Below are 13,185 nucleotides of genomic sequence, written 5' to 3' on the forward strand. Positions count from 1 at the left end.
TTTCTCTGAATTTTGAGGTGGGGATCTTACTGCCCGTTAATGCGGGGTAAAGTGAGGATGTAAATGATGTCTATTAAAATAAGATTTTTATTCTCCTATATTGCTGTTATTCTCGTTTCCATCACGCTCATATTAGTCGCGGGATTTTTAATTGTTTTTTCCATAACAGGAGACTTGGAATCAGTGAAAAATTTCTATAAAAGTTCCTATATTCAAAAGCCGCTTACGCCAGAAGAAGAGAATGCGTATATTGAATTGAAATTAGCGGCAAAGAAAAATCAATCACAACTATTAGATGAATCGTTCGTTTCATCACTTGAAAAAGAAGGTGTGAAAATAGTTGTAAGAAAGGGAGAAACCATTTCTTATGCTACAAAAATATTTGAAAGTGTATCTTTAAAAGAAGCTCTTCCAAAATTTGAATCAGCAAATATTAATAGTCGTGGTACAACGGAATTAGGCGATACATTTTATCGATATGTAAAATTTGATTTTTATTTTCCTGGGGATGAAGAAGGGAGTATATTTGTATTAAAAAGGCAAAGTTCATTTGTCGATCTTATACAAAAGTTATTTCCGATTTTGTTCGTATCACTTTTACTGTTAGCCATTTTACTTATTGGATTATTAAGTTATCTCGTTTCAAGAAGTGTGATAAAACCAATCTTGGTATTGAAAGATGCGACTGAGAAAATTAAAGAAGGAAATTTAGATTTTCAAATAACAGTTACATCGCACGATGAAATCGGACAATTAAATCAAGGGTTTGAGGAAATGAGGAAGAGATTAAAAGATTCGATAGAGATGCAAACACAGTATGAAGAAAATCGAAAAGAGCTCATTTCAAACATATCTCATGATTTGAAAACACCGATTACATCTATTATTGGATATGTAGAAGGCATAAAAGACGGGATAGCAAATACACCAGAAAAAATGGATAAGTACTTAACGACTATTCATACGAAAGCAAGACATATGGATACACTGATTGACGAACTATTTTTATTTTCGAAGCTCGATTTGAATAGGGTTCCCTTTCAGTTTGAAACGGTTGAATTAAATATGTTTATGCAAGAATTAATAGAAGAGATGCAGATGGATTTAAGTAAGGAAGGTATAGAAATTAACTTACAATTACATGCATCACCACTATATGTAACGGCTGATTGCGAAAAGATAAATAGAGTGATATCAAATTTAATTCATAATAGTGTGAAATACATGGATAAAGAAGAGAAGAAAATTAGTGTAACAGTATTGAGTGATAATAATAAAGTGATTGTGAAAGTGATGGACAACGGATCAGGTATTGAATCGGATACACTTCCCTACATTTTTGAACGTTTTTATCGTGCAGAGCAATCGCGAAATTCTAGTACAGGTGGAAGTGGACTTGGCTTAGCGATCGCGAAGCAAATTGTTGAAGAGCATGGCGGGAATATTTGGGCGGAAAGCGAGCTTGGGAAAGGCACGAGCATTTTCTTCTCATTGAAAAAAGTACAGGAATGTGGTGAGTAGAATGAAGAGAATTTTACTAGTAGAAGATGAAATAAGTATTGCAGAATTACAGCGAGATTATTTAGAAATTAGTGATTTTCAAGTCGATGTAGAGCATTCAGGAGAAATAGGTCTACAAATGGCTCTTCAGGAAGACTATGACTTAATTATTTTAGATATTATGCTTCCGAAAATGAACGGATTTGAAATTTGTAAACAAATACGTGCTATAAAAGATATTCCGATTTTACTTGTTTCAGCAAAGAAGGAAGATATAGATAAAATCCGCGGACTCGGTTTAGGAGCGGATGATTATATAACGAAACCATTTAGTCCAAGTGAATTAGTTGCAAGGGTAAAAGCACATATTTCTCGTTATGAAAGATTATCAGGAAATGTAAGTAAGCAACGCGATATTTTATATATTCACGGAATTTCTATTGATCAGCGAGCGAGAAAAGTTTTTATAAACAATGAAGAAATCGCGTTCACAACGAAGGAATTTGATTTATTAACATTCTTTGTAACGCATCCAAACCAAGTATTAAATAAAGAACAGTTATTTGAACGTATTTGGGGACTAGACTCAGCTGGTGATTTAGCCACTGTCGTTGTTCACATTAGAAAGTTACGTGAAAAAATTGAAAGAGATCCTGCTCACCCGCAATATATTGAAACAGTATGGGGAGCTGGTTATCGCTTTAACGTGTAATGTACCTGCCGAGTAATTGGCAGGTTTTTTATGTTATTCGAACAAAAAGGGAATAATAGGTAATTTGTGTTAAAATATAAAGAGAGATAAAACATAGGAGAGCATGAGAGGGCGTGCTACATTTTGGGAGATACATTAAAAGATAATAAATCAAACAAGGCTTTAAAGATTGGAACCAATATCGTACTTATTTTATTAATTATTGGTGCAATACAAATGTTTTATGATGAAGATTCTACGAATGATCATTTCGGTGGGTTATTTATGATGGTCTTTTTTGGAATTAAAATAATTTCTAATTTTATGATGAGTATAAAAGAAGGAGATAAAAAGGCAGTATTACTTGATGTAGGTTTAATGATTTTTTTGTTCTTCTTTTTGTTGTTTCTAGTGTGAAATATTTCTTTTGAAAAGTAAGCTCATAGTCATATAGAGACTTTGAGCTTTTTGTCATTGTATAGATTTTCTTAATAATAACGGTACTGGCGTAATGATTTATAAAATGTTTGAGTAGTAGAAGTAAACTGAGCAGATTCTTCTAAAAAAGGATAGTGGTTACTCTCCTCAAATATCACAAAGATAGAATTATGTATGCCATCATGCATCTCAATAGAATACTGAATTGGGCACTGTACATCATGTCTTCCGCATATAATAAGTGTCTTTGTTTGGATGGAAGGTAAATGCTCTCTTACATCAAATGAAGGATATTCATTGGCGAAAGCATTCATCCGGCTAGCGGACATTGTTTTTTGGATTGGTTTATTAAAGTAAGAGTTATAGTTTTCGGGTTTATACAATGATAATTTTGATCTCTTAGTAGATAATTCTTTTCTCTCTTTATTTGTAAGGTGAGGGCTTTTTAAGTTTTCGATGAGTTGTTGCATATAATGAAACTGTGGATGTACTGGGTGATAAATGCAAAATGGTGTTTCGGTATAGTTACTTGCTGCAGCTCCGGCCAAGGCTAATGATTGTAAGGAATTTGGATATGTAATTGCATATAAAAGTCCAAGCATACCACCTGTTGAATGGCCAGCGAAGTGCCATGTTGGAAGTTGTAGAGCTTCTCGTATTGCTTCTAAGTCGTGAACTGTTTCAATCATACTTAATTCTTTTTCTGAATTGGCTTTTGCTGAGTTACCAGCGTTTCGTAAATTAATGAGGAATACACGATGCGTAGCAGTGAAAACATCCGCAAAGTAATCACCAGTTTCATTAAATTGTGAATAGTGATGTGTAATACAAAGTGGTTCGCCATTTCCTTTTGTAAAGAGTTCAAATGTGCCACGTTTTGTGGGGAGCATTTGTTGCTTCCACATAATATCACGACCTTTTCTCATAAAAATTGGATCAGTTAATGATTAAATAAAATATATCAGCGATTATCAAAATATATCGACTTACCGACAGAAACCGACAACAAATAAAAGGAGGCTATTAAAAAACGAGCCTCCTTTTCGTTTAGTACAAAGATTTTGTCATATTATTCCGAATAATTTCAAGAGATTTCGTTACAGTTAATGCATTCTTTTCTTCAATTTCTGGTTTACGGGGGATCGGTTTATACATGTTGTCTGGATCTTCCCATGTGAGGGGAAGTTCTGTTTCAGCTTGTCCTTTCCAAGCGTCAATCCATTCTGGAGGGAGATAACCTGAGATGTTTTGGATGTTGTTCATTTCGAGCCAAATGAGTGCCCAAGCTCTTGGGACGACGCGCCAGTGGTCGTAGCCACCGCCGCCGACAGCAATCCAGCGACCTTCGCAATATTCGTTAGCGATTTCGCGAGCGAGCTTCGGTATTTCACGATAAATATTCATCGTTGCGCAAAGGTGTGTAAGTGGGTCGTAATAATGTGCGTCAGCGCCATTTTGCGTTAAAATAATATCTGGTTTAAAGTAGGCGGCAACTTCTTTTACGACGGTTCGATAGGAATCTAAAAACGATTCGTCTTCTGTAAAAGCATCGAGTGGAACGTTAAAAGAATAACTATAGCCATTACCTTGTCCGCGTTCATTTACAGCGCCAGTTCCAGGGAATAAATAACGCCCAGTTTCATGTAGTGAAATGGTGCATACGTTAGGATCGTCGTAAAAAGACCACTGTACACCATCACCGTGATGAGCATCTGTATCAATATATAAAACACGTAAACCATATTTCTTCTGAATATATTTCATTGCGATGGAACTATCGTTATAAATACAAAAGCCAGATGCCTTGCCACGGAAGCCGTGATGTAAGCCACCGCCTAAATTAAGCGCGTGTTTTACTTTCCCGGAAAGAACAGCATCGACAGCAGTTAACGTACCGCCAACGAGTAATGCACTTGCTTCGTGCATATTTGGAAACATCGGTGTATCTTCTGTTCCAAGCCCATATGTCATCGCAATTGATGTTTCTAACCTACCTTCTCCAGCACGTTTGACCGCATTTATGTATTCCTCTGTATGAACGTAGGCAATCTCTTCATCTGTAGCCATCCGTGGTGAGATAATTTGGGAGGGAGAGATAAAACCGCCCTTTTGTAATAAATCATACGTAAGTGTGACGCGCAGTTGGTTAAAAGGATGATCAGGGCTAAACGAATAGCCCCGAAAGTCATCCGAATAAATAAACGCGCTACTCATGCTTGCATCCCCATAATATTTGGCCATAAGACGCGGTATCCTTCTGCTTCAAGTGCATCAATCACTTTTAGAGGATTCATCGTTTGAATGCGGAAAACGAGTACTTTATCATTCTCATCTTTTGCTGGATAGACGAGAACACTTACGATATTTATTTGTAAATCACTAAAAATAGCAACTACTTTTCCGAGAATACCAGGTTCGTTTTTTACTTGAATTTCAATTTGTGAACTCGGTTGATGTGCTCCTGTTAATTTCACTAACGTGTGCAGTACTGTAGATTCAGAAATGATGCCAATTAACTTTCCAGCCTTTGTAACAGGAAGGCAGCCAATTTTATTTTCAAAAAATAAAGTAGCAATTTCCTCAACGAAATCGAGAGGATGACAAGTCATAACAGGATGTTTCATAATGAGTTCGAGCGGTTGCTTCAGCATATCGAGTGAAACTTGTTCATCTAAAATAGACGGACTTGCATCTCTTACATCCCGATCAGAAATAATGCCTACAACGTGATTATTTTGATCGACAATTGGAATGTGCCGAATGCCTTTTGTACGTATTGTTCGGATTGCTGTTTCAATTGTATCGTTTGGATGTAGTGTCACTACATTTTGATTCATAATTTCTTCTACAATCATTCCAGTTGCCCCCTTTATTAGTACATAAAACGATTGTGAAAACGTAGACGATCAAACGCTTGAATAGAATCCGTATCAATGCGTTTTCCGATGCGAACCATTAAACAGTTGGCAGGATGTGAACAAATTTCAGGATCATCTGTAGCCATCCATTGTAAACCACCGGCATTCATCATCTTTTCCATTACTTTTCGGTATTCCCAAACATTTAAGCCTGTTTGTTTTAAATCCCAGTGCCAATAATATTCGGTCGTCAATATAATGTAATCTTCCATATGGTCGTCCATCATTGAAACTTCTAATAAGTTTTTTCCGACAGAGCACCCGCGAAAGGCTGGGACAACTTCGATTGCCCCGAGTTCAATTAAGTTTTCAATCTTTCCTTCTGACCATCGCTCGAGCGGATCAGGATATAAGTATGTAACATATCCAACGATCGTTTGGTCATGTCTAGCAATAATGAGACGAGCTTCTGGTAATTTAGAAATTTCGACAATTGCTTTATATTGCTGCTCGGCAGGACGAAACGCAACTAAATCTGGATGGAATTCATACATTTCAAGATTATGTGTAGAGACAGGACCTTCAATAATTAAAGTTCCTTTCGCCGTTTTTAAATTTCTAGCATTATATATTTTTTTATGGATCAATGTATTGCTCACCACCTTGAGGGTTTGTGAATCTATTAATATCGTACTTTATAATATATGCGATGTGAATCGAATTTTGTCATTAAAAATTTGTCTAAAAATCAACAAATATACTGAAAATTTTAAATAATATCATTATAATAGATAATAGAATACATAGGAGGGGGATGTAAAGTATGAAAGTAGAAACGCTTCCTGTCATTAAAGGAGAAAATAATTTGCCGAATTATGATGAGGCATACGCGAATTTTAACTGGGAAGAGGTTAATAAAAATTTTACTTGGAATGAGACAGGCCGAGTAAATATGGCGTATGAAGCAATTGATAAGCATGCGAAATCCGATCGTAAAAATAAAGTAGCCCTTTATTATCAAGATGGATCGCGAAAAGAGAAATATACATTTAAGGAAATGAAGGATTTTTCTAATAAAGCAGGAAATGTCCTGAAAAATTATGGCGATGTTGAAAAAGGCGATCGCGTTTTTATTTTTATGCCGCGTTCTCCAGAATTATATTTTGCACTTCTTGGTGCAGTGAAATTAGGAGCAATTGTTGGACCGCTATTTGAAGCATTTATGGAAGGTGCAGTTCGCGATCGTTTAGAAGATAGCGAAGCAAAGGTGTTAATTACAACGCCTGAATTGTTAGAGCGCATACCATTAAATGATTTACCAGCTTTAAAAACAGTCTTTCTTGTTGGAGACAATGCAGAAGAGGGCGGTAAACTGGTAGCGTTCAATCCTTTATTTGAACAAGCTTCAAAAGAATTACATATCGAATGGTTAGGCCGTGAAGATGGTTTAATCCTTCATTACACATCTGGCTCTACTGGTAAGCCAAAAGGTGTCCTTCATGCACAAAACGCAATGGTTCAGCATTATCAAACAGCGAAATGGGTATTAGATTTAAAAGAAGATGATGTATATTGGTGTACAGCTGACCCAGGCTGGGTAACGGGAACGGCTTACGGTATTTTCGCACCGTGGTTAGTCGGAGCATCAAATGTTATTTTAGGTGGCCGCTTTAGTCCAGAAGCGTGGTATGAAGCACTGCAAGATTACGGTGTAACAGTTTGGTATAGTGCACCGACAGCGTTCCGTATGTTAATGGGAGCTGGACAAGACGCAATTAAAAAATATGATTTATCACAAGTTCGTCACGTATTAAGTGTTGGTGAACCGTTAAATCCAGAAGTAATTCGCTGGGGTATGAACGCATTTGGACTTCGTATTCATGATACATGGTGGATGACAGAAACAGGTGGACAAGTTATTTGTAACTACCCTTGTATGGAAATCCGTCCAGGTTCAATGGGGAAACCAATTCCAGGCGTGAAAGCAGCGATTGTTGATAATGAAGGAAATGAAGTGCCTCCATACACAATGGGTAACTTAGCAATCGGTAAAGGGTGGCCAGCAATGATGCGCGGAATCTGGAATAACAAGCAAAAATATGAGTCTTACTTTATGCCAGGAGATTGGTACGTATCAGGTGACTCTGCATACATGGACGAAGATGGATACTTCTGGTTCCAAGGACGTATTGATGATGTAATTATGACATCAGGTGAGCGAGTTGGTCCGTTTGAAGTAGAAAGCAAATTAATTGAGCACGCTGCTGTTGCGGAAGCTGGTGTAATTGGTATTCCGGATCCAGTGCGCGGCGAAATCATTAAAGCATTTATTGCGCTTCGTGCAGGGTACGAGCAATCAGAAGAATTAAAAGAAGAAATTCGTCAATTTGTAAAGAAAGGCCTAGCAGCTCATGCAGCGCCAAGACAAATTGAATTTAGAGACAAATTACCGAAAACGAGAAGTGGTAAAATTATGCGCCGCGTATTAAAAGCGTGGGAACTGAATTTACCAACAGGCGATTTATCAACGATGGAAGATTAAGAGAGGAAGGTCTGAACGAGAAACGTTCAGACCTTTTTTTATGGTATTATAAACTCCTATGTATAAGTTAAAGGGGGCAGTAAAGTGAAAACAGAAAAAGAAAAGATGATATTAGGAGAAATGTACATACCAGCTGATCCAGTTTTAGTACAAGAGAGGGAGCAGGCTCGTATATTAACGAGAAAATTAAATGAAACACCAGAAGTACAATTAAAAGAGCGTAGCGAAATCGTAAAAGAACTATTCGGAACGACTGGAGATAACATTCATCTTGAATCTTCTTTCAGATGTGATTATGGCTATAACATTCACGTTGGCGAAAATTTTTACGCGAACTTTGACTGTACAATTTTGGACGTATGCCCAGTAACAATTGGAGTGAATTGTATGTTAGCTCCAGGTGTTCACATTTATACAGCAACGCACCCGCTTGATCCAGTAGAACGCATAAGCGGATCAGAATACGGAAAACCAGTTACAATTGGCGATAACGTATGGATTGGCGGAAGAGCAATTATTAATCCAGGTGTAACAATTGGACACAACGCGGTTATCGCATCTGGCGCCGTTGTAACGAAAGATGTGCCTGATAATGTAGTAGTTGGCGGGAATCCTGCAAAAATTATTAAAAAAATAAAATAATATTTGAACGCATTGCCTTCCTCGTCTGTATACATTTATGAAAGAATAGATGAGGGAGGCTTTTTATATGTCTAATAAGTTACTTCTTACTTTTGCTTTAATTGGAATTATCGTTGTATTTTCTTGTGGTCTGTTATTACCGATGCCAATTGGCTTTAAAGTTTCAATGATTACAGTTGGGATTATAATGATTGTTATTTTTTCAATCATTATTCCGTTGGATAAGAAGTATATTGTACGAAAAAATGGAAATAAAATTGATTTTACAAAAACAAAAATATATTTTCGTTGGAATGTATTTGATACAATTTCGGTCTGTCTTGCAGTGTATGCATGTATATGTGTGCTGGCGTTAAATATTTTCGTTTTTAGTGGATTTACGATTCAAAACCCATATGTTCAATTTTTTACGCATCAGTCACAAGCATGGGTCATTGTCGCAAGTGCATATTTAATTTCCCGTATTTCATTAACGTTAAAAGGAATAAAGGAGATCAAAAAAAATGGCGCAGATTGGGATTGAGGAGGAGCTCATGCTTGCGTACCAAAGTGGGGATAAGGAGGCTGGGGAAAAACTATATGTTTTAATTAAACCAGCGCTATATACATTTTTGTATCGCTTTAACCGAGATGAACAGTTAAGTATCGACCTTGTGCAAGATACATTTTTGACGTTAGAGCGTAAGAAACATATGTATGAACTTGAGAAAGGAAAAATAAAAACGTATTTATTTCAAATTGGTTATCGTCTTATGATTAATAAATTAAATAGAAGAAAAAAGTGGCGTACGCTTTTGCCATTTTTAGTGCCGATTCAGGAAAAAGAATTTTCTCACGAAGATCGGCTCACAGTAAGAGAAGCAATTTTGAAAGTTCCTGAAGAACAGCGAGCGGTCTTGATTCTTTCTTATTATCATGACATGCAGCAAAAAGAGATTGCGGAGATATTAAACATTCCGATTGGAACCGTGAAATCGAGACTCCATAACGGGATAAAGAAATTGAAACAATTGCTGGAGGTGGATGAAATTGAACGAAAATCCCTTTAAAAATGAATATAAATTACAGCAGCATTTAGATAGTGACCATATAGAAATACCGGATTTTCCAAAAACGGTAAGTCGCTTCGATCGATTAATCGGATTTCTTGGTTCTCCGGCGAAGGATCCTGTGGAGGCTACGATTGGAAATGATTTATCCGTTGTGTTTCATGTATCGTTATTAGTTGGGGTTCCAATTCTTTCTCTTATTACGATACTCTTTGCAACGTTGTAAAGGATTGGCAAGGAGAGAAATCCTACCTCTATTTGACACGCCTATATAAATGATGGTATAAAGAAAAGTATATGAATAATTGAGCGTGGAAAGGGAGAAGTAGTGATCATTTCCCTGTTTTAGAGAGCTGATGGTCGGTGAAAATCAGCACATAGATGATCGCGAATTACGCCCCTAGAGCATCTTTTTTCGATTGAATTGTATTCAAAAGGGAAAAGACGGTGCTAAGCCGTTATGTAAATAAGGTGGTAGGCTTTTTTTTGCCTGCAACTAGGGTGGTAACGCGATAATCAAAATCGTCCCTTATTTGAAGGGGCGATTTTTTTATGTTTTCAACCTTCACGCCAGTAATGAACTTAAAGGAGAGTATGTAGGATATGGGTATTTTACAAGATCTTGAATTTCGCGGTCTAATTAATCAGCAAACAGATGCTGAGGGACTTGAGCAATTATTAGAAAAAGAAAGCGTTAAATTATACTGTGGTTTCGACCCGACAGCGGATAGCTTACACATCGGTCATATGTTACCAGTATTAATGTTACGTCGTTTCCAATTAGCTGGTCACCAACCAATCGCACTTGTTGGCGGAGGTACTGGTATGATCGGTGACCCAAGTGGTAAAAAAGCAGAACGTACATTAAACACAAAAGATACAGTTGCTTACTACACAGAAAGCATTAAAAACCAACTTTCAAACTTCTTAGAGTTTGAAAATGTAGACAACCCAGCAACAATGGCTAACAACTATGACTGGCTTGGTAACTTAGATGTAATTACATTCTTACGCGATATCGGTAAAAACTTCGGTTTAAACTATATGTTAGCAAAAGATACAGTAGCATCTCGTTTAGAAACTGGTATTTCATTCACTGAGTTTAGTTACATGATTTTACAATCATACGACTTCTTAAACTTATACCAACAACATAACTGCCGTCTGCAAATTGGTGGTAGTGACCAATGGGGTAACATTACAGCTGGTCTTGAATTAATCCGTAAATCAGAAGAAGATGCGAAAGCATTCGGTTTAACAATTCCACTTGTTACAAAATCTGACGGTACGAAATTTGGTAAAACAGAAGGCGGCGCAATTTGGTTAGACCCAGAGAAAACAACTCCTTATGAGTTCTACCAATTCTGGATTAACACAGATGACCGCGACGTTGTTAAATACTTAAAATACTTCACATTCTTATCTCATGAAGAAATTATTGAGCTTGAGAAGCAAGTAGCTGAAGCGCCAGAAAAACGTGCAGCACAAAAAGCATTAGGTTCTGAAATGACAAAACTTGTTCACGGCGAAGAAGCGTTAGAGCAAGCAATCAAAATTTCAGCTGCACTATTCAGCGGTTCTGTAGCAGAACTTACTGCAAACGAAATCGAACAAGGCTTCAAAGACGTACCATCTGTAGAACGTACTGCAGAAGATACAGTATTAATCGACTTACTTGTAGAAAGCAAAATCTCTCCATCAAAACGTCAAGCACGTGAAGATGTAACGAACGGTGCAATCTACGTAAACGGTGAGCGTACACAAGCATTAGACTACGTTGTAACAGAAAACGACCGCATCGAAGGTAAATTCACAATCATTCGCCGCGGTAAAAAGAAATATTTCTTAATTCGTTACTAATCAGAAACGAATATAAAACAAATAGTACCCCGAATTGTAGGCTGAAAAGTCTATGATTCGGGGTTTTTTATGTATGGATTTAAATCGCCGGATCTTTTCTTTTAAATAGAATATAAAGAATTAATATGAGCATATAAAGTAAACTAATTAGCATAACGATAAATGCCGCGGGATAAAATTTTGCTGCATATATAAAGAAATCGATTTGATAAATATCTTGGTAACTTGAAACGGTGCCTTTAAAATAATTCGTAAACTTAGCGCTATATTTCCATTCATCAGGATAATCGATTAAATTACTCCCCTGATACCAACTCATAAGTGCTGAAGTAATAAACAGCATACATGCACTACCTAATTGAACCATTTGATTTATTGTCAAAATGAATCGACCTCCTATTTAATGGTTATTATAGCGTGCATTCATATTCCTGTAATCTTTTTGTTGTAATCTCCTTTTCGAGTTCATACGGAAATCACATGTAAGCGGTATGATAAATGTATAACAACTAGAAAGGAGTGGTAAAACAAAATGTCACTAGAAGCGCTCATTATTTTTTCTTTGCTAAATGCGGGTCAGCTTGCAGAGAATTCGAAGGTGGATGTACATAAAGAGCAGAAAGATGCTTATGTATACGTTCAAAAAGAGGAAAATAAATAATTTTAATATATATAAATAAAAGCTACTCGAAGTAACTGTTTTGGTGTCTTCGGTAGCTTTTTACATTATGAATAGATAGGAATCAATTCTCGCTTGAAATCTTCGTACATTTCAAAGGCAATTTTCATGATTTCTTTGAGTTCATCGTAACTGTGGAAGCATACTGCTGGCAATCTTTCAGAACCATTGGATAATACTTTTACAAACATATCCCATGAATTCCCAACTCTAACTTCACCATTATACCTTGCAGACCAAATGAACTCAACAAGCCCATATTTTAAGCTGATATTGAATCTGAAAGTATAGAAATCCTTGTTCTTTACTTCACCAACAATAAAAAAGTTTTCCTTTTTCATAAAACGAGCTTTATAGCCAAGAGACTCAAATACTTCAATTGCTTTTTCATTTTCATAGTTTTCAAATGTGTTTTCTCTATCTGGAAATTGTTTTGATAATGCTTTATATCTCTGAATAAAATCAATTTTCTCAAGTACCTCTTTAATTTCGGGTTCTAAATCATACGCCATCAATTATTCCTCCCTAAATCTAATATCAATATCATATTTTTCTTTTGCTAGCTTGATATATCCATCTATTTTTTTTGAATTTTTTATTAGATGTTGGAATCTCTAAAATATATCTTCCTTCTAGTAACTTTCCCTCCCTTTACAAGAAAATAATACCAATTTAAGGAAGGGATTGTAAATTGAATATTCTAATAATTCTACGGTTAAAGAGATACTAGTTCATTAAGTTTTTTTAATCTTATTCAGATGCTCGGGTGATGAAGAGGTTTTTAAGGTTGAATGTAAATAGAAAAAGGGAAGGTATAGAGAATGTACACATAAATACGTTGTAAAAATCATGTTAACAAAAAGAAAGTATAGCAAAGAAAAATGAGTTATGGGGTAGAATGTATTGTTTTTAAGTGTTAGAAGAAG

The 13,185-nt window shown here is 36.2% G+C and carries 16 protein-coding genes and 1 other annotated feature; of the genes, 10 read left to right on the forward strand and 6 right to left on the reverse strand.

From position 1 onward, the window contains the following. Window positions 1–66: 66 nt before the first annotated feature. From KVT31_RS00120 to KVT31_RS00130, 3 genes are all read left to right on the forward strand, one after another. On the forward strand, window positions 67–1,521 hold the full coding sequence (locus KVT31_RS00120) for a sensor histidine kinase (protein ID WP_088098017.1): 1,455 nt from the start codon (window positions 67–69) through the stop codon (window positions 1,519–1,521). Between the two features lies 1 nt (window position 1,522). Next, window positions 1,523–2,212 carry a response regulator transcription factor gene (locus KVT31_RS00125; RefSeq protein WP_088098016.1) on the forward strand — a complete coding sequence of 230 codons (690 nt, stop codon included), beginning with the start codon at window positions 1,523–1,525 and terminating at the stop codon, window positions 2,210–2,212. 123 nt (window positions 2,213–2,335) lie between these two features. After that, a complete protein-coding gene (locus tag KVT31_RS00130; protein WP_088098015.1) occupies window positions 2,336–2,608 on the forward strand; it encodes a hypothetical protein in 273 nt (90 codons plus the stop codon). A gap of 71 nt (window positions 2,609–2,679) precedes the next feature. On the opposite strand, the gene KVT31_RS00135 is transcribed toward KVT31_RS00130, so the two are convergent. The 4 genes from KVT31_RS00135 to acuA form a co-directional block, all read right to left on the reverse strand. After that, window positions 2,680–3,555, reverse strand: a complete 876-nt coding sequence (locus KVT31_RS00135; RefSeq protein WP_140392566.1) for an alpha/beta fold hydrolase — start codon at window positions 3,553–3,555, stop codon at window positions 2,680–2,682. Window positions 3,556–3,676: 121 nt separating this feature from the next. Further along, a complete protein-coding gene (gene acuC / locus KVT31_RS00140; RefSeq protein ID WP_088098013.1) occupies window positions 3,677–4,843 on the reverse strand; it encodes an acetoin utilization protein AcuC in 1,167 nt (388 codons plus the stop codon). Continuing rightward, window positions 4,840–5,484: an acetoin utilization AcuB family protein gene (locus tag KVT31_RS00145; RefSeq protein WP_088098012.1), complete on the reverse strand. Its 645-nt coding sequence runs from the start codon at window positions 5,482–5,484 to the stop codon at window positions 4,840–4,842. The genes acuC and KVT31_RS00145 overlap by 4 nt, the downstream gene beginning before the upstream one ends. Window positions 5,485–5,501: 17 nt before the next feature. Beyond that, window positions 5,502–6,134, reverse strand: coding sequence for an acetoin utilization protein acetyltransferase AcuA (gene acuA / locus KVT31_RS00150; RefSeq protein WP_088098011.1), 633 nt, complete (start codon window positions 6,132–6,134; stop codon window positions 5,502–5,504). 176 nt (window positions 6,135–6,310) lie between these two features. Here acuA and acsA point away from each other — a divergent pair, with 176 nt between their 5' ends. The 6 genes from acsA to tyrS all read left to right on the forward strand — a co-directional run bounded on the left by acsA (window position 6,311) and on the right by tyrS (window position 11,580). Next, complete coding sequence (gene acsA, locus KVT31_RS00155) at window positions 6,311–8,029, forward strand: acetate--CoA ligase (protein WP_088098010.1); 1,719 nt, start codon at window positions 6,311–6,313, stop codon at window positions 8,027–8,029. A 105-nt stretch (window positions 8,030–8,134) separates the two neighbouring features. Next, the gene (locus KVT31_RS00160; RefSeq protein ID WP_088098201.1) at window positions 8,135–8,671 is read left to right on the forward strand and encodes a sugar O-acetyltransferase; all 537 of its coding nucleotides are present in this window, start codon (window positions 8,135–8,137) and stop codon (window positions 8,669–8,671) included. Between the two features lie 67 nt (window positions 8,672–8,738). Then, on the forward strand, window positions 8,739–9,194 hold the full coding sequence (locus tag KVT31_RS00165) for a hypothetical protein (protein ID WP_000066445.1): 456 nt from the start codon (window positions 8,739–8,741) through the stop codon (window positions 9,192–9,194). Then, entirely contained in the window at window positions 9,175–9,720 is a 546-nt protein-coding gene (locus KVT31_RS00170; RefSeq protein WP_088098009.1) for an RNA polymerase sigma factor, read from the forward strand. The genes KVT31_RS00165 and KVT31_RS00170 overlap by 20 nt, the downstream gene beginning before the upstream one ends. Continuing rightward, window positions 9,701–9,946: a hypothetical protein gene (locus tag KVT31_RS00175; RefSeq protein ID WP_088098008.1), complete on the forward strand. Its 246-nt coding sequence runs from the start codon at window positions 9,701–9,703 to the stop codon at window positions 9,944–9,946. The genes KVT31_RS00170 and KVT31_RS00175 overlap by 20 nt, the downstream gene beginning before the upstream one ends. Window positions 9,947–10,023: 77 nt before the next feature. Further along, window positions 10,024–10,253: a binding site (T-box leader), on the forward strand. A gap of 70 nt (window positions 10,254–10,323) precedes the next feature. Further along, a complete protein-coding gene (gene tyrS / locus KVT31_RS00180) occupies window positions 10,324–11,580 on the forward strand; it encodes a tyrosine--tRNA ligase (protein ID WP_088098007.1) in 1,257 nt (418 codons plus the stop codon). Window positions 11,581–11,659: 79 nt separating this feature from the next. Here tyrS and KVT31_RS00185 read toward each other — a convergent pair whose 3' ends face one another. Then, complete coding sequence (locus KVT31_RS00185; protein WP_088098006.1) at window positions 11,660–11,962, reverse strand: YjdJ family protein; 303 nt, start codon at window positions 11,960–11,962, stop codon at window positions 11,660–11,662. 150 nt (window positions 11,963–12,112) lie between these two features. Between KVT31_RS00185 and KVT31_RS00190 the strand changes: the two genes are divergently transcribed. Continuing rightward, window positions 12,113–12,241 carry a hypothetical protein gene (locus KVT31_RS00190; protein WP_000050944.1) on the forward strand — a complete coding sequence of 43 codons (129 nt, stop codon included), beginning with the start codon at window positions 12,113–12,115 and terminating at the stop codon, window positions 12,239–12,241. Between the two features lie 65 nt (window positions 12,242–12,306). Here KVT31_RS00190 and KVT31_RS00195 read toward each other — a convergent pair whose 3' ends face one another. Then, window positions 12,307–12,771: a hypothetical protein gene (locus KVT31_RS00195; RefSeq protein WP_087875812.1), complete on the reverse strand. Its 465-nt coding sequence runs from the start codon at window positions 12,769–12,771 to the stop codon at window positions 12,307–12,309. Between the last annotated feature and the right edge of the window lie 414 nt (window positions 12,772–13,185).

This window comes from Bacillus sp. GbtcB14, from assembly GCF_019091205.1.
Lineage (GTDB): Bacteria > Bacillota > Bacilli > Bacillales > Bacillaceae_G > Bacillus_A > Bacillus_A cereus_AG.